This is a genomic window from Staphylococcus sp. GW823-FHT05F06 (genome assembly GCF_058795495.1).
This window is the reverse complement of the sequence record NZ_JBXAHW010000002.1, coordinates 93917-118584: the sequence shown is the minus strand read 5'-3', so window position 1 is coordinate 118584 and position 24668 is coordinate 93917. Positions and strand designations below refer to the sequence as shown.

General features: G+C 31.3%; 28 protein-coding genes. All 28 read right to left on the bottom strand.

Annotated elements, in window-relative coordinates; genetic code table 11:
- Positions 1 to 26 precede the first annotated feature (26 nt).
- Positions 27 to 2243, bottom strand: coding sequence for a DNA internalization-related competence protein ComEC/Rec2 (locus AC1Q7N_RS02080; RefSeq protein ID WP_001831012.1), 2217 nt, complete (start codon positions 2241 to 2243; stop codon positions 27 to 29).
- A 3-nt stretch (positions 2244 to 2246) separates the two neighbouring features.
- Entirely contained in the window at positions 2247 to 2708 is a 462-nt protein-coding gene (locus tag AC1Q7N_RS02075) for a ComE operon protein 2 (RefSeq protein ID WP_001831274.1), read from the bottom strand.
- Positions 2709 to 2787: 79 nt separating this feature from the next.
- Positions 2788 to 3462: a helix-hairpin-helix domain-containing protein gene (locus tag AC1Q7N_RS02070; protein ID WP_001830931.1), complete on the bottom strand. Its 675-nt coding sequence runs from the start codon at positions 3460 to 3462 to the stop codon at positions 2788 to 2790.
- 58 nt (positions 3463 to 3520) lie between these two features.
- Positions 3521 to 4240, bottom strand: a complete 720-nt coding sequence (locus AC1Q7N_RS02065; RefSeq protein ID WP_001831220.1) for a class I SAM-dependent DNA methyltransferase — start codon at positions 4238 to 4240, stop codon at positions 3521 to 3523.
- A 2-nt stretch (positions 4241 to 4242) separates the two neighbouring features.
- A complete protein-coding gene (gene rsfS, locus AC1Q7N_RS02060) occupies positions 4243 to 4596 on the bottom strand; it encodes a ribosome silencing factor (protein ID WP_049387406.1) in 354 nt (117 codons plus the stop codon).
- Entirely contained in the window at positions 4597 to 5181 is a 585-nt protein-coding gene (gene yqeK, locus AC1Q7N_RS02055) for a bis(5'-nucleosyl)-tetraphosphatase (symmetrical) YqeK (RefSeq protein WP_001831144.1), read from the bottom strand.
- Positions 5168 to 5743, bottom strand: coding sequence for a nicotinate-nucleotide adenylyltransferase (locus AC1Q7N_RS02050; RefSeq protein WP_001831250.1), 576 nt, complete (start codon positions 5741 to 5743; stop codon positions 5168 to 5170). The genes yqeK and AC1Q7N_RS02050 overlap by 14 nt, the downstream gene beginning before the upstream one ends.
- Positions 5740 to 6033, bottom strand: coding sequence for a ribosome assembly RNA-binding protein YhbY (gene yhbY, locus AC1Q7N_RS02045; RefSeq protein WP_001830956.1), 294 nt, complete (start codon positions 6031 to 6033; stop codon positions 5740 to 5742). Before yhbY ends, AC1Q7N_RS02050 begins: the two co-directional genes overlap by 4 nt.
- Complete coding sequence (gene aroE / locus AC1Q7N_RS02040) at positions 6033 to 6842, bottom strand: shikimate dehydrogenase (protein ID WP_001831091.1); 810 nt, start codon at positions 6840 to 6842, stop codon at positions 6033 to 6035. Before aroE ends, yhbY begins: the two co-directional genes overlap by 1 nt.
- 15 nt (positions 6843 to 6857) lie before the next feature.
- The gene (gene yqeH / locus AC1Q7N_RS02035; RefSeq protein WP_001832784.1) at positions 6858 to 7958 is read right to left on the bottom strand and encodes a ribosome biogenesis GTPase YqeH; all 1101 of its coding nucleotides are present in this window, start codon (positions 7956 to 7958) and stop codon (positions 6858 to 6860) included.
- A complete protein-coding gene (locus AC1Q7N_RS02030) occupies positions 7959 to 8462 on the bottom strand; it encodes a YqeG family HAD IIIA-type phosphatase (protein WP_153647389.1) in 504 nt (167 codons plus the stop codon). It abuts the gene before it with no gap.
- A 43-nt stretch (positions 8463 to 8505) separates the two neighbouring features.
- Positions 8506 to 9192: a 5'-methylthioadenosine/adenosylhomocysteine nucleosidase gene (locus AC1Q7N_RS02025; protein WP_001831322.1), complete on the bottom strand. Its 687-nt coding sequence runs from the start codon at positions 9190 to 9192 to the stop codon at positions 8506 to 8508.
- A 198-nt stretch (positions 9193 to 9390) separates the two neighbouring features.
- A complete protein-coding gene (locus AC1Q7N_RS02020) occupies positions 9391 to 10635 on the bottom strand; it encodes an NRAMP family divalent metal transporter (protein WP_001831227.1) in 1245 nt (414 codons plus the stop codon).
- An 11-nt stretch (positions 10636 to 10646) separates the two neighbouring features.
- Positions 10647 to 11399 carry a 5-oxoprolinase subunit PxpA gene (pxpA, locus tag AC1Q7N_RS02015; RefSeq protein WP_001830928.1) on the bottom strand — a complete coding sequence of 251 codons (753 nt, stop codon included), beginning with the start codon at positions 11397 to 11399 and terminating at the stop codon, positions 10647 to 10649.
- 2 nt (positions 11400 to 11401) lie between these two features.
- Entirely contained in the window at positions 11402 to 12760 is a 1359-nt protein-coding gene (locus AC1Q7N_RS02010) for an acetyl-CoA carboxylase biotin carboxylase subunit (RefSeq protein ID WP_002493556.1), read from the bottom strand.
- A 13-nt stretch (positions 12761 to 12773) separates the two neighbouring features.
- Entirely contained in the window at positions 12774 to 13214 is a 441-nt protein-coding gene (locus AC1Q7N_RS02005; RefSeq protein WP_001832766.1) for an acetyl-CoA carboxylase biotin carboxyl carrier protein, read from the bottom strand.
- Positions 13215 to 14219, bottom strand: coding sequence for a 5-oxoprolinase subunit C family protein (locus tag AC1Q7N_RS02000; protein ID WP_001832780.1), 1005 nt, complete (start codon positions 14217 to 14219; stop codon positions 13215 to 13217). It lies immediately after the preceding gene.
- Positions 14209 to 14940 (bottom strand): 5-oxoprolinase subunit PxpB, encoded by a 732-nt coding sequence (gene pxpB / locus AC1Q7N_RS01995; RefSeq protein ID WP_001831296.1) that lies wholly within the window; start codon positions 14938 to 14940, stop codon positions 14209 to 14211. The genes AC1Q7N_RS02000 and pxpB overlap by 11 nt, the downstream gene beginning before the upstream one ends.
- Before the next feature lie 519 nt (positions 14941 to 15459).
- The gene (gene tnpA / locus AC1Q7N_RS01990) at positions 15460 to 15942 is read right to left on the bottom strand and encodes an IS200/IS605-like element ISSep3 family transposase (RefSeq protein WP_001832700.1); all 483 of its coding nucleotides are present in this window, start codon (positions 15940 to 15942) and stop codon (positions 15460 to 15462) included.
- 297 nt (positions 15943 to 16239) lie between these two features.
- The gene (greA, locus tag AC1Q7N_RS01985) at positions 16240 to 16716 is read right to left on the bottom strand and encodes a transcription elongation factor GreA (protein ID WP_001830881.1); all 477 of its coding nucleotides are present in this window, start codon (positions 16714 to 16716) and stop codon (positions 16240 to 16242) included.
- A gap of 30 nt (positions 16717 to 16746) precedes the next feature.
- Positions 16747 to 17370 carry a uridine kinase gene (gene udk / locus AC1Q7N_RS01980; protein WP_001830824.1) on the bottom strand — a complete coding sequence of 208 codons (624 nt, stop codon included), beginning with the start codon at positions 17368 to 17370 and terminating at the stop codon, positions 16747 to 16749.
- A complete protein-coding gene (locus AC1Q7N_RS01975) occupies positions 17370 to 18638 on the bottom strand; it encodes a peptidase U32 family protein (RefSeq protein WP_001830748.1) in 1269 nt (422 codons plus the stop codon). The genes udk and AC1Q7N_RS01975 overlap by 1 nt, the downstream gene beginning before the upstream one ends.
- Positions 18639 to 18655: 17 nt before the next feature.
- Positions 18656 to 19579 (bottom strand): peptidase U32 family protein, encoded by a 924-nt coding sequence (locus tag AC1Q7N_RS01970; protein ID WP_002456168.1) that lies wholly within the window; start codon positions 19577 to 19579, stop codon positions 18656 to 18658.
- Positions 19580 to 19581: 2 nt separating this feature from the next.
- Entirely contained in the window at positions 19582 to 20217 is a 636-nt protein-coding gene (locus AC1Q7N_RS01965) for an O-methyltransferase (RefSeq protein WP_001830827.1), read from the bottom strand.
- A 428-nt stretch (positions 20218 to 20645) separates the two neighbouring features.
- Entirely contained in the window at positions 20646 to 20954 is a 309-nt protein-coding gene (locus tag AC1Q7N_RS01960; protein WP_001830855.1) for a DUF1292 domain-containing protein, read from the bottom strand.
- A gap of 14 nt (positions 20955 to 20968) precedes the next feature.
- Complete coding sequence (gene ruvX, locus AC1Q7N_RS01955; protein WP_001830837.1) at positions 20969 to 21397, bottom strand: Holliday junction resolvase RuvX; 429 nt, start codon at positions 21395 to 21397, stop codon at positions 20969 to 20971.
- 1 nt (position 21398) lies between these two features.
- Complete coding sequence (locus AC1Q7N_RS01950) at positions 21399 to 21659, bottom strand: IreB family regulatory phosphoprotein (RefSeq protein WP_001830883.1); 261 nt, start codon at positions 21657 to 21659, stop codon at positions 21399 to 21401.
- Between the two features lie 63 nt (positions 21660 to 21722).
- A complete protein-coding gene (alaS, locus tag AC1Q7N_RS01945; RefSeq protein ID WP_002440135.1) occupies positions 21723 to 24353 on the bottom strand; it encodes an alanine--tRNA ligase in 2631 nt (876 codons plus the stop codon).
- Positions 24354 to 24668 lie beyond the last annotated feature (315 nt).

Here is a 24668-nt window from a genome sequence, read left to right as displayed (position 1 = left end):
ATATCATACTCATGAATTATATCACTTTACGATACACTTTCTCTAGCTAAACTCTTTTGATTTAAATTATCACGGTAGACTATGTAAACTTCTTCATCTAAATTTATAGTTAATTCCCCGTTGTCTTGAGTATCAAAAACTTTACTACCATAATATTTTAATCTTTGAATAACATCCAAATTAGGTAAATGATACTTATTATTTTTACCACTAGATATAAGACTGATTTTAGGTTCTATATCTTTAATAAATAATTTCGAACTACTTGTCCTACTTCCATGATGACCAACTTTTAGAATATCTATTTTTGGTAAATTATATCTCTTCAATAGAATGTCTTCATTATTAACAGTTGCATCTCCCATCAGTAGAATATTAATGCCGTTATATTCAATTAATGTAACAATGGAATGTTCATTTTTATCATCACTTAATGGTATAAAACTATTTAAAAAGCTTATCTTACTATTATCAATATCTATTTTTTTAACTTGATTTACATCCAAGATATTTATCTTTTTTTCCTTGCATTTTGTCGTAACCTCTTTAAGTAATTCTAATGGGAAACTTTCAATATTTAAAACGAGATTATTCACATTAATATTATTTAAAAAATATATTAATTCACCCATATGATCGGCATGAGGATGTGTAATTACTAAATAATTTATAGTGGTAATACCCTTTTTCTTAATACTTGGTAAAATTTTATATTTGGCAATATTATTATGTTTAAAACTTACATTTTCATTTCTTTTACCTCCTGTATCAATCAAAACACTTTTATTTGACTTTGTTTTGAATAAAATGCTATCTCCTTGACCCACATCAAAAAGTGTTAACTCGGCATAATGTGGTCTAATTAAATGTGTAAAAATGATTAAAACAATTAAAAAACTTAGTACGGATGTAACAAACCCTCTATAGACAAGTATGTAAAGAAAAATTAACGTTAGTATAATCAAAATAAGTAAACTATATTGGTTTAATTTAGGAATGTACCACTTTAAATGATTTAAATTTAAAAATAATTGAACTAGCCAGTCATGAATTTTAAAAAGCATATTTATATAAGTATTTAATAGGAAGCTATGTTGAAAAAAGTGAATTAAAATAAAGTAGATAATGACCGAAGGAAATAATATAAAAGAATAGAATGGAACAAATATAAAATTAGATAGCAAACCTATCCATTGAAATTGATTAAAATGATAGGTATTAATTACAATTGAACCTAATTGAGCCAAAAAACTAATAATAAACAAACATTTAAGTGGTTTTAAAGCACTTATATATGGTTTTGCCAATATAATAAATAAACTTATCAAAAAAGAGAACTGAAAACCAATGTGATTTATAAATTGAGGATTTAAGAGAATCATTAACACAAATATAAATGAAAGCACATGTATAGAACTTTTCCTAAAATGGATTGGCAACATAAGTATAATGATTGCAATTGAAATGGCACGCATGGCACTAGGTACAAATCCAGTATAAACAGCGTAGATTAATAATAGTAAAATAGTTACACCTTTAATGAGAACTAGAGGTATATTTAAACGTACTAACAGTTGATAAACGAGGACAATAATTGTACCAACATGTGTACCACTTATAGCTAGTAAATGGTAAATACCTATATCTTTGATGTTAGATTTGTAATATTCATCAATTAGAGAGGTATCACCTGTTATCAACGCTAATATTCTTTCAGGATGCGTGACCCCAGATTTATGAATTATTTTGGTGATATAATTTTGATGATGATATATAGGAGTGAAAATATTGTTTTCTTGGCAAGACTTAAATTGAACTGTTGAAATATTCAACAAGGACAACTCTTTTTCGAATTTAAATTCTCCTTTAACTCGACAACTTTTATGAGTTAAATCTTGCTTGAAATTTGACTTTAATATTTTGTAAAAGTATCTATAGTCTTTATTTTTATAATTTAATATGCCAGTATAGTATGTTGATTTAGGCGTAAAAGATTTGAAAGTAACAAAATCATCAATAAACGGTTCATTATATAAACTATTTATGTTTTTAATTTCGGTTTGGTTATAGGAACTTATTAAAAAAAATGAACTTATAGCTGAAATAAACATTAATAATAGTATTATAATATTAAGCCTTTTTATCATAATTAGTAACAAAAGAGTTAATATTAAGGAGATAGAGATTACTTTGAATTTTATCCAAAGTACCCCTACCAAAAAAGCAAGAGCAATGTAAAACATTGGTTATTCTTGAGTCAGATATTGAGCAACATATTCAGGTGAAAACGGAATTTTTTTATATTCAATTCCTGATTGCTTCAATAATTTAATGGCATAGTCATTATTATGATAATCTTGTGCATAGTAAATCGTTTTGATACCTGCTTGTATTATTGATTTCGTACAGTTTAAACAAGGGAAATGAGTAACGTAAATCGTTGCTCCTTCTGTTGATACACCCTGTTTTGCACATTGTAGTAGTGCGTTCATTTCTGCATGTATAGTACGTATACAATGTCCATCTTCAATTAAGCACCCCTCATCAATACAGTGCACTTCTCCAGCTACTGAGCCGTTATATCCACCCGCTATTATTCTATTATCCTTTACGATTGTAGCACCAACTGATAATCTTTTACACGTTGATCTTAATGCCAGTAAATGACTCTGAGCCATGAAGTATTCTTCCCATTTAATTCGTTCCATTAACTATGCCTCCTTAAATTAAGTAGTTGTAATATTTATAGCTTAATCATTTAGACTTAATATTGCAATGAATGATAATTTAAATAGTAAAATGTTCTTTCAGTTTTTCAAATGTTTTCTTTCCGAATCCTTTTATTTTCATTAAGTCATCGATACTATTAAATCCATGATTTTGTTCTCTGTAATTTAAAATTTCTTTAGCTTTACTTGGACCTATTCCTGGTATGTTTTTCAATTGTTCTTCAGTAGCAGAGTTTAAATTTAAAGGTTGATTCGTGTTGATTTTTACGTCACTCGAATTCAATGTTGATTGCTGTGAGTTGATTTTCATACTATTCTCACCCTTTTTAGGAACATAGATAAGTTTTTGATCAACTAATTTTTCAGAAAGATTTAATTGTGATAAGTCTGCATCCTTTAATACCTCTGCTTTATTTAAAGCATCAATGACTCTATTCGAAGAAGACATTTCATATACATTCGGATGTTTAACAGCACCTTTAATATCGATAAATATTTTAGTTTCTTTTGTATTATCTTTTTGAATAGACACTTCTTTTTTATTTAACTTTTTGCTATTTTTTATTTGCTGGTCAGATATTTTAGATTGTCTTTCCTGACTATTCTGTATCAAATCATTATTGTTATCATTGAGTAAGTAAAAAAAGAATGTTGTTAACATTATTAATATAATCAAGATGTACAACTTCCATTTCATAAAAAAATCGATATATCGTCTGTTAATATTAAACACAAAAAATCACTCCTTCAGTATTATTAACGTACTGAGAAGTGATTTTACTTTTAAAAATTTATTTTTTAGCAACAAAAAACAAGCGATGGGCATCTTCTTCATGACTGTGAATGTTAAAGTCTGTAAAAGTCTTAACACTATGATACCCAACATCTTTTAGTAAATTTCGATAAATTTGTTCCTCATATGTTCTTTGATAATGTGATTCGTCAAAGCGTTGATACAATCCATTTTGCTGTGATACAAAGAAAGTCATTTCATGATAAACACTTAATGGTTCATCCCCACATATTGCATCCCAACCTACAAAAACATTATCAGATTCATCAATATAACTTTTATTATTAAATAATGTTTTCATTTTATGAACAGTATGTACATCAAAAATAAAAACACCATTTTTATTTAAATGTTGATACACTCTTTTGAATGTCATTTTTACGTCATTTAATGTTTCTAAATAATTCAGTGAATCACAAAATATTGTAATCATATTAAATTTTTTGTTCAAATTAAAGTGAGTCATATTACCTTCGATCCACTTCACTTGATTTGTTTTTTGTCTAGCTATTGATAACATATCTACACTAATATCCATACCAGTGACTTCACCTAGTGACGTTAGTAATTGTGTTAAGTTGCCAGTACCGCAACCAATATCTAACAAATCATGACTATCAGAAGGTAAGAAATGCTCAACAATATTAAACCACGAATGATACGGTTGATCTTGAGTAAGTTTGTCATATACTAAACTCATATCTTCATATTGATTCATGACTAAAATACTGCCTGACCGTATTCTTTAATAGGTGCATCTTGATATAATTTCTCTAAATTGTAATAGCTTCTTTCATCCTTATGAAAAACATGAACAACTACATTTGCTAAATCAATAAGTATCCATCGAGCTTCTTGATAGCCTTCCATACGTTTAACGTCAATATCATGTTTATGTGCCACTTCTTTAACAGATCTAGCAATGGATTGAACTTGACGTTCATTGTTCCCGTGACAGACTACAAAATAATCTGTCATATCACTAATTTCATTCATATTGAGAGAAATAATATCTTCTGCTTTCTTATTCTCTGTCGCTTCGACAGCAATATTTAATAATTCTTCTGAATTCATTTAATCATCCTTTATTCTTTCATCGCTATAATTATAATAATTTAAACACGCAATTGTGGCGCCATATACAGTAATATCCTTTTCTATTAAAAATAATACAGTACGCTTAGAAATCTCATAAATTGTCTTATCTAAGCTACCTTGATTGTATGCCATATCTCTAATTTCTTCAACTCCAGGCGTTTTTCTACCAGGCTCTATATAGTCTGCAATAAAAACAAGTTTCTCTGTTTTAGTCATTTGTTGACGCCCAGTCGTATGATATTTTATAGCAAGTAAAACTTCTTCATCATTTACATCAAATTCATGCTTCATAAGTGCCGCACATACTGGTCCATGAAGAATCTCTCCACCATAGCTAAGCAAATCACTTTCAAGTTCGTATTGTCTAACAATTTGATACATTGTACTTAAGTCTTCGTATTTACAGTAATCATGTAATATACCTGCCAACTCAGCTTTTTTGATATCACCATCGTATATTTCTGCTAACTTAACTGCTGTATCCGCCACTCGTAATGAATGTTGATAACGTTTATCAGGCAGTTTTTCTTTTACCAGTTCTTTAGCTCTACTTATCTCCATAAAACCCCTCCTCTTTAATATAATTCTCTACCCTTTTAGGTACTAAAACTTTTATAGATTGGTTCATTCTCACTCTATTTCTAATCATTGTTGAGCTTATATCTATTCGAGGTATCTTTATAGAAATCATCTCTTTACTTACATTTTGGTTATCAGTTTCTCTATTCACTACAATAAAGGTTACAAGTTTTTTTAATTCATTAATTTTATACCACTTATCCAATTGATTATACTGATCTGTTCCAATAATAAAGTATAACTGTGCATTATGATATATTTCTTTGAGATGCAAAATGGTTTCATACGTATAGCTTGGACCTTTTCTATCTAAATCAGTAGTGCAAATTTCACCAAATCCAATCTCCTTAATAGCGAGCTGTATCATTTTCACTCGATGTTCAGAATATAATTGTGTATTATGATGCTTTAAAGGAGCCATATAACTAGGCAAAAAGAAAAATATATCTGGTTTAATAGCATGATAAACCTCACTTGCTACTGCTAAGTGAGCAGTGTGAATCGGGTTAAATTGACCGCCAAAGAGAACGATTTTTTTATTCATTGTGGCAATTTGATTTCTTTATTTTCTTCAGACTCTTTATATAACACAATCATTGACCCGATTATTTGTACCAATTCACTTTGCGTTTGTTGAGATACTATTGCTGCTAAATCTTTTTTATCATCAAAATTATTTTGTAATATATGAATCTTAATTAATTCTCTCTTTTCTAATGTTTCAGAAATTTGTTGAATCATATTTTCATTAATACCACCTTTACCTATTTGGAAAGTTGGATCAATGTTATGAGCTAAACTACGTAAATATCTTTTTTGCTTACCAGTTAACATCATAATTCTCCTTTCAATTTTTGAATTACTATGTTTTTCATTGCTTTTATATCTGGTTCTAGATTAGTCCAAATTTTAAAACTTTCAGCACCTTGATGAACGAACATATCAAGACCATTATAGATTGGATTACCTCTTTGTTCAGCTTCTATTAGTATTGGTGTTTTATATGGATTATAAACAATATCACTTACTAAAGTATGTGAAGCTAAACGATTTAAAGAAATTACAGAATCTGTATTGCCGTTCATACCAGCAGGTGTAGTGTTTATTATAATATCAAATTCATCTAAATGGCTTTCTGCATGGCTTAAATTTATTTTGTTAATATTTAACGACCAATTATTAAAACGAGACATCGTTCTATTTGCAACTGTTAAAGTCGGACGAACGATTTTATATAATTCATTTGCTATACCTTTACTTGCTCCACCTGCACCTAAAATTAATATATAAGCGTCTTCTATACCTTCATATATTTGTTTTAAACCATTAACATAACCAATTCCATCAGTATTATAACCAATCCACTTACCATCTTTAACTAAAACTGTATTTACCGCCCCAACAGATTTCGCTTGTTCATTAATATCATCTAGGTACGGAATAATACGTTCTTTATGTGGAATAGTAACATTGAATCCATCAATGCTCTTTTCTGAAATTATTTTTTTAATGTCTTGAAATTGATTAACTGGTACATTTATCGCTTCATACGTGTTTTCCAAATTTAAAGATTGAAAATTAGCATGATGCATCAATGGCGATAATGAATGAGAAATGGGGTTTCCAATTACTGCAAATTTCACTTTTATCACCTCTTTTTAAAGAATTGAATTTCTTAAAATAACATCTACATGTTTTGGAACACGAACTATCACTTTTGCACCAGCATCAATAGTTATGAATCCTAAACCAGATATCATGATGTCACGTTTAGTTTTACCAGTTTCCAGTCTTACTGCTTTTACATCATTAAGATTAAATTGTTGTGCATCTTGAGGCGGTGAAAGCAATGCGCCTAATTGGGATTTCCATAAATCATTAGCTTTCTCGGTTTTAGTTCTATGAATATTTAAATCATTTGAAAAGAAACAAACAAGTGGTCTTTTACCACCAGATACATAATCAATGCGTGCCAATCCTCCGAAAAATAATGTCTGTTTTTCATTAAGTTGATACACACGTTGCTTTATTTCATTTTTAGGTATAATGATTTTCAACTCATTTTCAGATACATAATTTGTCATTTGATGTGATTGAATGATACCTGGTGTATCAAACATAAATGATTTTTCGTCTAATGGAATATCTATCATATCTAAAGTTGTTCCTGGAAAGCGTGATGTAGTTACTACATCTTTTTCTCCCACACTCTGTTCAATTAATTTATTAATTAATGTAGATTTTCCAACATTCGTTGTACCTACAATGTATACGTCATCTTTATTTCTTACATGGTTTATAGATTGCAATAATTCATCAATCCCCCAACCTTTATTTGCAGAAATAAGAACGACATCTTCTGCTTCTAATCCATATTTACGAGCAGATTTTCTCAACCATTCTTTTACACGTCGATGATTAATTTGTTTAGGTAATAAATCTATTTTATTTGCCACTAATATAATTTTTTTATTACCAACAATCCGTTGTATTGCATTGATGAATGACCCTTCAAAATCAAACACATCTACTACATTGACAATAATTCCTTTTTTTTCAGATAGTCCAGTAAGTAGATTTAAAAAATCTTCACTTTCCATACCCACATCTTGAACTTCATTATAATTTTTCAATCTAAAACATCTTCTACAGATGACATCTTCTCGAAACATATTATGTTCTGGAACATAGCCGGGTGCGTCTTTATTTTCTGACTGTAGGGGTGCACCACATCCAATACATTTTAGTATTTCATTCAATCAATTTTCCTCCCATTTAATATAACCTTTTTTTCTAAAATGATTTAATAATCGTCTTTCAATTAATCGATTAAACTTTGTAATTAATCCATCAGTCCGTTTAACAGGTACTACCATAATTGTATATAAACCATTACAATTGCCACCAAACACATCAGTAAGCATTTGATCTCCTACAACAACGGTTTCTCTCGGTTGAATTTTCATTTTTTTAATAGCCATCTTAAAGGCTTTCCCCATCGGTTTACGTGCTTTGAATATATAATCTACACCTAAATTACTTGAGAAACTTGATACTCGACTTTTATTATTATTTGACACAATTGTGACAGTTATTCCTAAATCTTTAGCCTTAGCAAACCATGATTTAACACCCTTAGTAGGTTCTTTAACATCCCAACCAACAAGTGTATTATCTAAATCAGTTATGATACCTTTAACACCACTATCGGCAAGTTTTTCTATATCAATTTCAAATATTGATTTCACATATGCATTTGGCATAAATAATTTTTTTATGATTCCCACTATCTTTTCACCTTTACCTTTATAATGATTCTACTAATAATGAAACTGTCTCACTAGATGATAAAGCTGCTTTATCTAAAAATTCTTCAAAAGAAATATCGGCTTTACCGTTTGCTAAATCAGAAACAGCTCTAGTTACGATAAATGGTACTTTAAATTGATAACATGTTTGCGCAATTGCAGTTGCCTCCATTTCGACAGCCATAGCTTCTGGAAATTGTTGCTTAATTTTTTGTCGCTGTTCTGAGCTACCTATAAAACTATCACCACTAACAATCATACCTACTTTACCATTCAGTTGTTGTTGTTCTAATACATGCATTGTTTTTTTCAACAAAGTAGGATCAGTAGTATAAGTTTTAGGCATTTGAGGTATTTGTCCATATTCATAACCAAACGCTGTAGCATTAGCATCATGATATAATACATGATTACTCACTAATATATCTCCAATAGATAGTGTTTGATCTAGTGCACCTGCTGATCCAGTATTAATGACGACTTCTGGATTAAATTTTTCTATTAACAAAGTCGTTGAGATAGAAGCATTAACTTTACCTATACCACTTTGTGTTAAAACCACCTCTTTGTGGTTTAGCTTGCCAACATAAAATTTAACATGCGCAATATTTATTTCATTCATATCATTCAATTTACGCTTTAAAATCGTCACTTCTTCTTCCATTGCTCCAATAATTCCTATCATATATCTTTTCACACCTCATTTATAAAGCATTAGCATAAGTATTTTATCACATTTTAAATATCTCCACGATAGCTAGTTTTAAAGTATCAATGCTTAAATCACTATGATTAAATAATATCTCTTCTTATTTATAATTAAAAACTACCCTGCAATTGATTTAAAAACAGTTGCGGGTAGTCATAGAACTTTATTATACAATTAACCTTTCCAAAGACTTGCTAAATCTTGTAATGAAAAGATACCAGTCATTATTGTGACAATTACGGCTATAATACCAAAAACAAGCATCCATGTTGGGTGTTGGTAATTACCAACGATAGATTTTTTCCTACTTGCAATGAGAATTGCACCTAATGTGATTGGTAGAATCCAACCATTAATCGCACCAGCTATTATAAGTAAACTCACCGGTTTACCAATAAATAAGAAAACAAAAGTTGAAATTACAATAAATGTAATAACGATAAGATTATTTTTATTGAGTAACGATTTGTGTAGTGTTTTTAAAAATGTTGCGCTTGTATATGCAGAACCAATTACTGAGGACATTGCTGCTGCAAATATTACTACGCCAAAAATATTTTTACCTATAGGACCTAATGCATGTTGGAAAACTGATGCTGGTGGATTTTCTGAACTAAGCGTAACGCCAGTTACAACAACACCTAGTACAGCTAAAAACAATAAGGTGCGCATGACACCAGTTGTTAAAATACCTGCTACAGCAGATCGATTTACGAAAGGAAGGTATGACTTACCTTTTATACCAGAATCTAGAATTCTATGTGCACCTGCAAAAGTAATATAACCCCCTACTGTACCACCAACTAATGTAATTATAGGTAATATAAGTTTGAAAGGATGTTCAGGTGCAAATGTATGTACTAATGCATCTCCATAAGGGGGATTTGAAACAACCATGACATAAGCGACTACTAAAATCATTACGATACCTAGAATCATACTAATAACATCCATTATTTTCTGACCACTTCTACTAACAAAGATAAGTATCGCAAAAATAGCTGTTATTGCAGCACCCCATTTTACATCAAGACCAAACATTGCATTTAAACCTAAACCTGCACCAGCAATATTACCTATGTTAAATGCGAGACCACCAAATGCAATTAGTATGGAGATAATAGTACCAAGTCCAGGTAATACTTTATTAGATATTTCTTGTCCACGTAATCCAGTTACCACTAATATTCTCCAAATATTTATTTGAGCGCCTATATCTATAATAATAGAAATTAATATTGCAAATGCAAAACTAGCATAAAATTGTGCAGTAAACACTGCAGTTTGAGTCAGAAATGCTGGACCAATAGCTGATGTAGCCATTAAAAAAACTGAACCATATAATAATCGTCTATGTTTTTTTGTGAATTTAAAATTTTGTCCTTTTTGATTGAAATCTTGTTTTGTATTTTCCCCCATCTTTTGACCCCCTATAAGGATTGAATATCAATGCCTTCTTTCATTAATTCATTTCTAATTTGCGTAACAAATTCTAATGCGTGTTTTCCATCTCCGTGAACACAAATTGTATCAGCTTTCAAATCGATGATTTTTCCATTTTTACTTACAACTTTATTTTCCAAAACCATTTTTAATGCTTGTTGGATTGCTTCGTCAGTATTAGTGATAGTGGCATCGGTTTTTTTTCTACTTACCAATTGTCCGTCATCTTCATAACGACGGTCAGCAAATACTTCCGAAGCTACCTTAAGCCCCACTAATTCAGCTTCCGAAATAAGTAATGTATTCGCTAAGCCGACGAAAATTAGATTTGAGTCGAAATCAAAAACTGCTTGAGCAATTGCATGTGCAATTTCTTTATTTCTAGCCCCCATTTGATAAAGGGCACCATGAGGTTTAACATGCATCATTTTTACATGATTGATTTTACAAAAGCCACTTAACGCACCTAATTGATATATAACTAAGTTATAAATTTCATTTGGAGTAAGATCCATTTTACGACGACCAAAGCCTTTCAAATCAGGAAGACCCGGATGTGCTCCAATACTTATATTATTTTTTTTCGCTAATTGAACAGTTTCATTCATAACATCTTCATCACCTGCATGATAACCACAAGCAATATTAGCAGAAGTTATTAATGGTAAAATGTGCTGATCTCCACCGAATGTATAGTTACCAAAAGCTTCTCCTAAATCACAATTTAAATCAATTTTCAACTTCATTTCACCTCTTTAATGATTTGATGTTTTTCAAGAAATTTTATATCTACTTTACTGGCATCGCCTTTTGCATATATTGGATAATTTAAAACCGCATATAAAAAGTCAGCTGTAGTAGTAAAACCTTCGATGACCATTTCATCTAACGCAACTTTTAATTTATTAATAGCAGTTTGTCTATTAGAATCCTTTACAATCACTTTAGCTACAAGTGAATCATAATAAGGAGAAACCTGATAACCTGTGTAAAGTAAAGAATCTACACGTATATTAAATCCTTGTGGTAAGTGTAATTTATTAACTTTTCCTGGAGTGGGTAAAAAGTTTTTTTCAGGATTTTCAGCATTTATACGCGCCTCAATTACATGACCATTAAATAAAATATCTTTCTGAGTGAATGGTAATTCACCGTGTGTTAATAAATATAACTGAGCTTGTAATAGGTCTCTATCAGCACGCATTTCTGTAACTGTATGTTCAACTTGAATACGAGCATTCATTTCAATAAAATAATGTGCATCTTCTGTAACTAAAAATTCTATTGTTCCAGCACTACGATATCTTGAAGCTTGAGCTACTTTAACTGCGTCGCCACATATTCTTGTTCTTCTTTCTTCAGTTAATGCAGCACAAGGCGCTTCTTCTATTAATTTTTGATTCTTTCGTTGAACAGAACAATCGCGTTCACCTAAGTGAACATAGTTATTTTTACCGTCTCCGATAATCTGCACTTCTACATGTTTTGCTACTGGTATGAACGCCTCTACATACACTCGATCATCATTAAAATATTTTTGTCCTTCACTTTTAGCTTCTTTCAAAGCCTGATCCAAATGAGATGCTTCTTTAACAATTCTGATGCCTTTCCCACCACCACCACTAGCTGCTTTTAGTACAACTGGAAATCCTATTTCTTTGGATAATAATTTAATTTCATCTACACTTTGAACAGCATCATTAGAACCTGGTATAACAGGTACTCCTGCTTGTTTAACAGTTTGTCTGGCAGTAATTTTATCCCCCATCATTTCCATAGTTGTCTTACTAGGTCCAATAAAATGTATATGATTGTCTTCAACGGCTTTCGCAAAATTCGTAGATTCCGATAAGAAACCATAGCCAGGGTGAATTACGTTTGATTCTGTAACTTTTGCAGCAGATATAATACGATCAATATTTAAATAACTGTCTAATGGATTTGCTTCACCTATGCATATTGCTTGATCGGCTAAACTTACATGTAAGCTATTTTCATCACCTTTTGCATAAATGGCAACTGTCTCTATGTTAAGCTCTCTACAAGCTCTTATAATTCTTACTGCTATTTCGCCTCTATTTGCAATCAAACATCGATACATCATTGAATTCCTCCTATTTAACTCTGACTAGTAGCTGATCATATTCAACATTGTCTCCATGTTCTACTAATATTTCAGTGACCTCACCAGTAACATCCGTAGTTACTTCATTCATAACTTTCATAGCTTCAATGTAACCGATAATATCTCCTTCAGTTACAGTATCGCCAACTTTAATCTTAGGTTCTGTTAGTTCTTTACTATCTTGTAAGAAAAATGTTCCAACCATAGGAGATTTAATCTCTTGCTGGTCATTTGATATGGACTCTTGCTTTTCATCTAAGGATTTAATATTCTCTTGTTGAATATCTTGAGATGATTGTTGCGAATGTTGTTGAGATGCTCCATTAGTAAAATCAAGTTCTATTTCATTATGAGAGTCCTTATACTTAAATTTTTTTACATCATTAGCTTTTACCAATTTAATGACTTCCTCAATTTTTTTAATATCCATTTATCTATCCTCCTTAATTATTTCTGCGATTTTATTAGAAGTATGTCTAAGTTGATTTAGGTTAAACAATGGTTGCTCATCAAAACGCTTTAATAATTGTTCAAATTTAGTATTAAATTCTTTAAGCTTTTTTGAAGCTTCTTCAACAGTTATCCATTTAAACTGTATAATGTCTCCAGGCTTCATCTGTGCTAATTTTCTTAAATCTAATTGTGTTACCGTTGCAATTTTTGTATAACCACCAATTGTTTGCTTATCATTTAAAAGAATAATGGGATTACCATCGTTAGGTACTTGAATACTTCCCAAAGCGACAGGTTCAGAAATGATATCAGCACTATTTTTAGGTGCTACTGTATTACCTTTTAATCTGTATCCCATTCGATCTGATTGATCAGAAATTTTGAAATCGCTATTTACGAATTTAGCTATCGTTTCTTCATCAAATTCATTGATCTGAGGTCCTTCAATGACGTGTATGTAATTATTATCAGGTATAGATGAGAAATCAATTGTTTTTCCTAAATTAGTTTTATAGTTATGATTTACTTGAGTTGCAATAACATCGTATTTCTTTAATGCACGACCTTTAAATCCGCCCATTCCACTTCTAACATGTGTAGAATAGCTTTGAGCCACTTTATTAATTTTAAGTGGGTGTCCAAAAACAATATATCCTCTTGCTCCTTCAGTGATTTGACCAATGTCTAATTGGTCTCCATTTCTTACATGATAAACAGTTAATAAGTCAATTTTGTTACCATTAAGTTTCGGTTCTGAATCACCACCGACAATGGCAAAAGTATTGTCTGTTAAAAATTCTATATTAGGACCTACTAAAGTATATTCAATTGCTGGTCCATGATTTCCGATAAGTTTTTGGGCAATAGATAAACTATAGTAATCTAATGCACCTGCTTCAGAAAATCCTAAATCCTGATACCCTAATCTACCTATATCTTGAATTGTTGAAAACAGGCCAGGCTTTAAAATTTTAATACTCATCTTGATATGTCACCCACTTATCTATATCAAATTTTCCTTTATTAATATCGTTTGATATTTTTTCAAACTCTTGATAATTTATACTATAAAATTGTATGTAATCACCAGCTTCATATAACGTCATTGGTGTCCTATTTAAATCAAAGACTTTTATTGGTGTGCGACCAATTATCTGCCAACCACCAGGTGAGTCCATAGGATATAAACCTGTTTGATTATTTGCTATTCCAACAGAACCAGCGTTAATTTTGATTCTAGGTTCAGACCGTCTAGGTGTGTGCAACTTAGCATCCAATCCACCTAAGTATGGGAAACCCGGCATAAACCCAAGCATATAGATTAGATAAGGTTGTTGTGTATGTATTTGAATAACTTCTTCCTGACTTAATTTATTAACGTTAGCTACTTCTGATAAATCTGGACCAAAATCTCCACCATATAATACAGGTATATGAATGATACGCTGTTTAAAATGTGATTGTTTTCTACTGTTCGAATTTTCATCGAGTTCTAAATTTTCTAATAATTCAGTTCCGTTTATCCCCGAATTATCAAAGTAAATTAGAATAGCACGATATGAAGGTATCATGTTTGTTATTTCAGATAAATTTTTCGATTTTATATATTGAATTGTTTGTTGTACCTTTTTGAAAGTTGATTCACTAATTTCATTTTCAAAGTAAATCATCATTGTTTGTTCATTAATAAATTGTGTCCTCAAAACAAAATCCCTCCTTTTAAAAATACTAAGGAATTATTTGTTACAACAATTTTATTGTACCATTGCAATAAAGATGTTGTTTAATAATTAATTCAAATAGCTAATAATAACAAATAATAAATTGAATTAAAGTTATTGGGTTATCTTAATTATTGCAAACTTCCAAACATTAAATTTCTATTATCATTTAATCATATTGATAACAGTTTGTCATATTTTGGTGGATAAAACCTCATCAAACATTTATTTAAACCATTCTCAAATTACACAAAATACCTGAGACATCGAAAATAGTCTCAACTTTTAAAGTGCATTGAAGTGTAATCATAACTATCAAACTACAAGTATAATGCACTTTTTATGAGTCAGGGACATAAAGTTCCAGGATAAGTAAATCAAAACCACCCGTATGAACGGGTGGTTTGTTCTACGGCTATAAGCCTTTCTTACTGGCCAGCCCTAAAAGGGCACTGATAGGTCAGCCAACTGCACTACTTTCCCAGCACCCCTAAAGGGGTACTATTTTTTTCGTCTTTTTTTAATTTCTTCTCCTGTAAAGGGATCTAGGTATTCTTCCATTGAAATTTGATCTGCAACGATATCTTCTTGTAATTGATTACGAATGTAATTTTCAATTACCTTTTTATTTCTACCTACTGTATCTACATAAAATCCTTTACACCAAAACTTTCTATTTCCATATCTATATTTTAAATTAGCATGTCTATCAAAAATCATTAAACTGCTTTTACCTTTTAAATATCCAACAAATGAGGATACTCCTAATTTAGGTGGAATACTAACTAACATATGAATATGATCTTTAGATGCTTCTGCTTCTATTATTTCTACGCCTTTTCTTTCACATAGTTGACGTAAAATAACTCCAATATCTCTTTTGATTTTTCCGTATATCACTTGTCTTCTATATTTTGGTACAAAGACTATGTGATACTTACAATTCCATTTTGTATGTGCTAAACTGTTTGTGTCAGATGACATAAAAAAGCATCTCCTCGTGTTGAATATTTTGGTTGGCTGACCAATATATATTCTAGCATGATGAGATGTTTTTTTAGATAACGGTAAAACCTTTTCTGAACCATACGCATAGCGCATGGTTTTCTTTATACAATAAAGAAGCCAGTAATGAATTTATAAAAAATTCATTTACTGGCTATTTTGCTAGGAATTATATCCCAGACTCATTGAACTCAAAATTTATATATATTACTATCCGGAACCGAGTTTGGAAAGTACTTCAATGATATTTAAGTTCGATTTCCCCCATTTAGTAAATTATTTAATTTCAACGATTTTAACATTCATTTCGCCACCGTTAGGAAGTGGAACACGTACTTGATCATTTAATCCTTTACCGATTAGTGCTTTTGCCATTGGAGATTCGTTAGAAATTTTTCCTTTAAATGCGTCAGCTTCAGCAGAACCAACGATTTGATAACTTTCTTCTTCATCTCCAGGTAATTCAATAAAAGTAACTGTTTTACCAATTTGAACTACATTGTTATCACCGTTATCTTCAATGATTAACGCATTTCTAATCATATGTTCAATACGTTGTATATCTTGTTCAATAAAGCCTTGTTCATCTTTAGCAGCATCATATTCAGAGTTCTCAGATAGGTCTCCAAATGAACGAGCTACTTTTATTTTTTCAACTACCTCAGGTCTTTTAACCGTTTTTAATTCTTCTAATTCTTGTTCAAGTTTCTCATAACCTTCTTGAGTCATAGGATATTGTTTTTGGTTTTCCATAAATCTCATCTTCCTTTACTATAAAAATTACTATTTTTTGCTTACGAGTGACTGGATTTTAGTAGTCATAATATCTATGGCAACTTTATTGCTGCCTCCTTCAGGAATTATGATGTCAGCATGCTTTTTTGTAGGTTCAATAAATTGCTCATGCATAGGTCTTACTACATTAAGATATTGATTAATTACTGATTCCATTGTACGACCACGCTCTTTAGTATCTCTTGTAAGCCTACGTAAAATTCGTAAATCAGCATCAGTATCGACATAAATTTTCACATCCATCATGTCTCGTAATGTGTTGTTTTCTAAAGCAAAGATACCTTCTACGATAATAACATCTTTTGGATCAAATGCAATTGTTTCTTTACTACGTGTATGTTGAGAATAATCGTACGTAGGTACCTCTACTGGTTTTCCATTTCTTAAATCTTTTAAATTATGAATAAGTAAATCATTATCAAATGCAAATGGGTGGTCATAATTTGTTTCAAGCCGTTCTTCAAAAGTTAAATGTGATTGATCTTTATAGTAATAATCTTGTGCTAAGAGTGCGACACTATGACCTTCTAAATTCTTCATGATTGCATTAGTAACTGTGGTTTTCCCAGAGCCTGAACCCCCTGCAATGCCAATAATCGTTGTCTGATTCATTAGCCAATTTCCTTTCTCATCATGTTGTTAGAATAAATAGGCTTATCTACTTTAATTTGTACAATTTGTAATGGATGACGTGCTGCATCTAAAGAATTACCTTCTTCGTCGTAAATCGCTTCAACAACTTGTTTAAAACTATCAATTTCTGGACCAAAGAACTCAATTTCTTGTCCTGGTTTAAAATGATTTCTCTGCTGTATTGTTGCTAATTGTGTTTCATGGTCATAATCTAGCACGAGGCCACAAAAATCATAAGATGATTTTTTAGACTGTTCTTCACCAAACATTTGCTCTTCATAACCAGGTGTACCTTGAAAGAAAGCTGGTGCTGTGTCACGATTGGCACATTTATTTAATTCCATTAACCATTCCGTTTTTATTTTAAAGTTTTCGGGGTCCTCGGCATATGCATCAATGACTTTACGATATACAGAAACAACTGTGGCAATATAATGTATAGATTTCATTCGTCCCTCAATTTTTAACGAATCGATGCCTAATTCCATCATTTGAGGTATAGATTCTATTAATTTTAAATCTTTAGGACTCATTGCAAAAGGAGTAACATCACTATTGTCGTAATATAAATCTAATTCTCCATCACTATCAACTTCAAGTAAATCATAGTCCCAACGACAACTCTGACAACAACCACCTCGATTAGAATCTCGAGCTGTCATATGATTACTTAAAGTACAACGACCAGAATATGCGATACACATTGCGCCATGTATAAACGCTTCTATTTCAATATCAACTTTTTCTTTCATTTCACTCATTTCCATTGCACCAGTTTCACGTGCAAGTACAACACGGTCTAATCCTTCTTGTTTCCAAAATTCAACAGCTTTATAATTTGAAAGTGATTGTTGTGTTGATAAATGAATTTCTAATCTGGGCGCAACTTTTTTACAAGTTTCTATGATAAGAGGATCCGCTACTATGATACCAGTAGCACCTGTAGATTCAAGGTTTTGTAAGTACTCTTCTAGTCCCTCCATATTTTCATCATGTGCAATAATATTCGTTGTAACATAAATTTTAGCGCCATAACGATTAGCAAAGTCTACACCTTCAGCAATTTCTTCCATAGTAAAATTATCAGCATTAGAACGTAATCCATATTCTTGGCCACCTAAAAACACTGCATCTGCACCATAATGAACAGCAATCTTAAGTTTCTCTAAGTTACCAGCTGGTGCAAGTAGTTCAGGCTTTTTCATTATCTTTTGGGTTTTGGATTTAACTTCTTCTAAAGTTTTCATTTTAATGATAAGCCTCCTTAATATACTGTTTGTTTATACAAGAAACCTTCGTCGAATGGACGATGTTCAGGTTGTATTTCTTCTATAGGATCAACGAGCATGAATTTTTCATCTTCATATGCATCCGGATCTTCATTAAATAAATCTATAGCTTCTCGATATTGCTCTGTGACTACATTTATATATTCTTCACTTTGTAAAATACCATCTATCTTAAACGCATCTATTCCTGCCTCAAAAAAAGGCTCTAATTCTTCTATTAAACAGATATCATTTGGAGACATGATGTGAGTACCATTATAATCTTCAAAAACTGGATATTTATTATCTCTTTCTTCATCATATAATAATAAGTCTCCATGATCATGTTGGCGTTCTATCTTCATTTGTCGCTCTTGGAAAGTATAATAATTTCCTAATAGCATTCTTTTGGATTGAAACATACAAGTCATACCATGAACTTGAACTTCTATCTCTACATCAGCATGCTCTTTAATATGAATTATTTCATCTAAACTAAGTTCTCGAGCTAAAACTGCTCTATTTGCACCTTTTTTCCCCCAGTAATTACACTGAAAATAATTCGTTACAAGAGTTTCAGCATCCCAATTTAATGGAATTGGATGCTCGTGTTGTTTAACATACATAACGACAGCTGGATCACCAAATATAATGCGATCTACTTGAATATCATGTAAAAAGTTAATATAGTCTTCCAAGGCATCTAAGTGGTAATTATGGAAAATACCATTCACAGCAGCGTATACTTTTTTGTTATTTTTATGGGCTAATGCTACAGCTTCTTGCATAGCATCACGATTAAATTCTCCCGGCAGTCTTAAACCAAATTTTTGTTCACCAATAACAAATGCGTCTGCACCTTTATCTATTAGTGTTTCCATATGAGTTATTGACTTAGGAGTAACTAATAATTCAACCATAGTCATTCTCCTTTTATAGATATTGCTAATCCATCATCCATATTTATAAAGTTTGTTGTAAATTGAGATTGCTCCATCAACCATTCATTGTACTGTTGCACTTTCTTAACCATTTGTTTCACATTTCTCGAACGAACAACGTCTATATTTGAAACAAATCCATGATATAAAACATTATCAGTAACCACAATTCCACCTTTTTTTAATAACGGTGTATATAGTTGGAAAAATTTCATTGATTGTGCTTTAGCTGCGTCGATAAATATCATATCATATTGTTTGTCATTGACTTGTTCAAATGCATTCAAAGCATCGTATTCAATTAAACGGATTTGATTCTGGTATCGATACTTTTTTATGAACTTTTTTGCAAGATGAATCATGTCTTCATTTCGTTCAATTGTTGTTACATTTATATCTTTCGAAATATTAGCGAATTGCATTGAACTATAACCAATGGCTGTACCAATTTCTAAAATATTTTTAGTTCTATTCATTCGAATGAGTTGTCTTATCAAATCAAGTGTTAATTTATCTACAATAGGAACTTGATTTTCTTCAGCATAAACTCTAAGTTCTTCGATTTCAGTATCAATTGATTGATGTAATTGTGCTAAATATTTTTGATTTGAATCCATATCATTAAAACTTCCTTTATCATTAACAATTACAAAAACAAAATAAATCAGCCCATGTATTGATTATGTTGATAGTTAATCAATGAAAATGACTGATTATAATAGTAATTCTTCTATACTTTTATATTAGAAGTAAATATGAGTATTCATAGAAATTAACTTTAGACATTTTACCATAATTCAAAGATTTTTATAAGAGGCAATTATACGAATATGTCTCCAAGCATTATTATTAGTAGGGTAAATTTAAATAATTCTAATATTAAAATGCCTGGGACAGCATTGATTGTCTCAGGCATTTTGAAAGTAATTTAAGATGGTAACTAAGTTGAAAATTTAATAATATTAAACTTTCCCTCTCAATATAATTCCTTGATGTAAGAGACCTAGAATCTCAATTACACTTCTCATACAACATCTTTTAAAGATTATTCGTTAATCTCAGTATTTACAACTTCTTCAATCATATCCCATTCTTCATCTGTTTCAATAGGGACTAATTTCCCACCATCACCAGACTCATCAGGTTCATTTATCATTGGTACAAGTTCAATCATATCTTCGTCATCTGATTGTGCACCTTCTTCTGCAAGAACGACATATTCTTTTTTGAATTCTGGATGATAAAATTCTAACATTTTACGGTATAAAACTTCATTTCCGTTTTCATCATATAACGTAAGTAATTCCTCTTCATTATTTATTGTTAACTCAGCATCGTGATTATGTTCTGTCATTTTTAATTTCTCCTTTATTGAATAGAATCTAAATAGCCTTGTAAAATAAATACAGCTGCCATTTTATCTATTACCTTTTTTCTTTTTTGTCTTGAAACATCTGCTTCAAGTAAAGATCTTTCAGCAGCCATTGTACTTAAACGTTCGTCCCACATAACAATATCAATAGAAGGGATAGACTCTTGTAACTTTTCTTTATATTTTATTGAAGCCTCTCCCCGAAAACCTATTGAATTGTTCATATTCTTGGGCAAGCCAATAACAACAGTTCCAACTTGATTATCTTTAATAATCTTCACGAGTTGATCAATTCCTAAATCATCTTGTTCTTCGTTGATACGGAGTGTGTCTAACCCTTGAGCAGTCCAACCCATAAGGTCACTTATAGCAATGCCAACAGTTTTACTTCCAACATCTAGTCCTAAAATTTTATGCTTTAGCATATTAATTCTTAGACTCTTTTAAATAGTTTGAAACGAGTTCTTCCATAATTACATCACGGTCTATATGACGTATTTGGTTTCTTGCTTCATTTTGACGTGGAATATATGCAGGATCTCCAGATAATAAGTAACCCACTATTTGATTAACTGCATTATATCCACGTTCTTCTAATGTACGATGGACATTCTGAAGAACTGATTTGACATCTTCCTTTGGAATTTCTTCATAACTAAATTTCATTGTTTTATCAAAATTTTCCATATACGACACTCCTTAATAAGCGTATTCTGACTCACTTTAATTCTACACCATTATTCATTGGAGTTATAGATTTTTAATGTAATCTTTAATAAAGCGTAATGCTTCTGTTATTTTTTCAGGTTGAGTTCCGCCACCTTGAGCCATATCAGGACGACCTCCACCTTTTCCACCAATAATTGGTGTCATGTTTTTGATAAGATCTCCAGCTTTTACTTGATTTGTAAGTGATTTTGGTACTGTAGCAATTACAGAAACCTTTCCATCAACTTGTCCGACTAACACTATAATAGTATCTTGAAGTTTAGATTTAAAGTCATCCATAGTTGAACGTATCGCTTTTGGATTTGGAATTTCTACTTCTGTTGCTAAAACTTTCAAATTATTAATCAACTCAACCTGTTCTTCAATGTTCCCCATCTTTAGTGATGTTATTTCTTTGTTGCGTTGTTCTAATTGTTTAAGCAGTCCTTTTTCTTCTTCTTGAAGTTGTTTAACTTTTTCAACTACTTGGTTATCGGATTTAACTTTTAAATGATTTTTAATATTATTAAACTGTGTTTCAATTTCTTCAAGATGTAAGAATGCACCTTTACCTGTTAAAGCTTCAATTCTTCTAACACCGGCACCTGTTCCAGATTCACTCACAATCTTAAAGAGACCAATTTCCGCAGTATTATTCACATGTATTCCACCGCACAATTCTATTGAAAATGGTGCCATATTGACAACGCGAACAATATCTCCATATTTTTCACCAAATAAAGCCATAGCGCCTATTGATTTAGCTTCTTCAATACTCATTTCTTGAATACGGACGTCGATAGCTCTCCAAATTTCTTCATTTACTCTACGTTCTACTAAATTAATTTCTTCTTGTGTCATAGGACCAAAATGTGAGAAATCAAAACGTAGTCTTTCAGGTTCTACTAACGAACCAGCCTGATTAACATGATCTCCTAATACTTCTTTTAATGCAGCATGTAATAAATGTGTAGCACTATGATTTTTTTGAATAAGTCGTCTATCCTCTTTGTTAACACGTGCTTCTACTTTCGCGTTCTGTGTTGCTTCACCAAATTGCACAATACCTTTGTGTAAGTTTTGGCCATTAGGCGCTTTAGTTACGTCAGTTACATTTATTTCAAAGCTCTCATTACCAACTGTTCCCTTATCTGCGACCTGTCCACCACTTACTGCATAGAAAGGCGTTTCTCTTAAAATAAAGTAAATTGTTTCTCCTGCTTCAACATGTTTAACTTCTTCACCATTGTATATGATATGAGTTATTAATGATTGATAGTCCGTAGTTTCATAGCCAACAAATTGACTTTCATCTTGAATATTTTTTAGTACTTCACTTTGAACTTGCATTGATTGAGAATTCTGTCGAGCTTGTCTAGCTCGATCTCTCTGTTGTTGCATTTCCTGTTCAAAAGTAGGCATATCAACAGACAAATTTTCTTGAGTTGCTAATTCTTCAGTTAATTCTATTGGGAATCCATAAGTATCATATAACTTAAAAGCATCATGACCTTTAATAACCTGATCACTATTCTTCGCTTCTTTTATCAGTTCATTTAAAATCGTAAGACCTTCCTCAAGCGTTTCATGGAAGCGTTCTTCCTCTGATTTAATGACACGTTTAATAAAGTTGGATTTGTCTTTGACATTTGGATAATATGGTTCCATGATATCAGCGACTATATCAACAAGTTTATACATAAATGGTTCATTAATTCCTAATGATTGGCTAAAGCGAACTGCTCTGCGTAATAATCTTCTTAATACATATCCTCTACCCTCATTAGCTGGTAATGCGCCATCAGCAATTGCGAAAGAAATCGTTCTAATGTGGTCTGCGATAACTTTAAATGCAACATCTTGTGCATCATCAATTAAATATTTTTTTCCTGAAACATGTTCTACTTCCTTAATTATAGGCATAAATAAGTCTGTTTCATAATTTGTTCTTACATTTTGTGAGATAGACGTCATACGTTCTAATCCCATGCCAGTATCAATATTTTTATTTGGTAGTGGTGTGTAAGTATTGTCTTTATTGTGATTAAACTCACTAAACACTAGATTCCAAACTTCTAAATATCTTTCATTTTCACCACCAGGATACATTTCTTCAGCAGGATCATCTTTTCCATAAGCCGATCCACGATCATAGAAAATTTCTGTATTTGGTCCAGATGGTCCTTCCCCGATATCCCAAAAATTGCCTTCTATTCGAATGATGCGACTTTCCTCTAAACCAATGTCTTCATGCCAAATTCTAAAAGCTTCAGTATCTTCAGGATGAATAGTCACATATAGCTTCTCAGGTTCCATGCCCATCCATTTATCACTTGTTAGAAATTCCCAAGCAAATTCAATCGCTTCATGTTTAAAGTAGTCACCGATTGAAAAATTACCTAGCATCTCAAAAAAAGTATGATGGCGAGCAGTAAAACCGACGTTTTCTATATCGTTTGTTCGTATAGCTTTTTGAGAATTGACAATTCTTGGTTTTTTAGGAGTTTCGCGTCCGTCAAAGTATTTTTTCAAGGTAGCTACACCAGAATTGATCCACAATAATGAATCATCATCGATAGGTACAAGTGGTGCAGACGGTTCAATCATATGTCCTTTTTCTACAAAGAAATCCAAATATTTTTGCCTAATTTCACTAGCTTTCATTTTTTTCATAAATAAAAACTCTCCTTCATACGTTTTTGTTATCGCAGTTAGATAGTCATAGTTGAGTATTATTCAAGAATATAAAAACGTTCATCCACAAAGGGACGAACGTTATCGCGGTACCACCCTAGTTATAAGAATTGTGACCTATTTACATACTTGAATTTTGTTTGTCTACTATTTCTTATCACTTTGTATACTTTATTTAACTAATATAGAGTAGCATTCAATAATTTTGTTTGTACTTTTCACCAACCAGTACATCTCTATAATTCAAAAGTTATTTACTCGTCTCTATACTTACTTAATTTCATTTTATTTTCT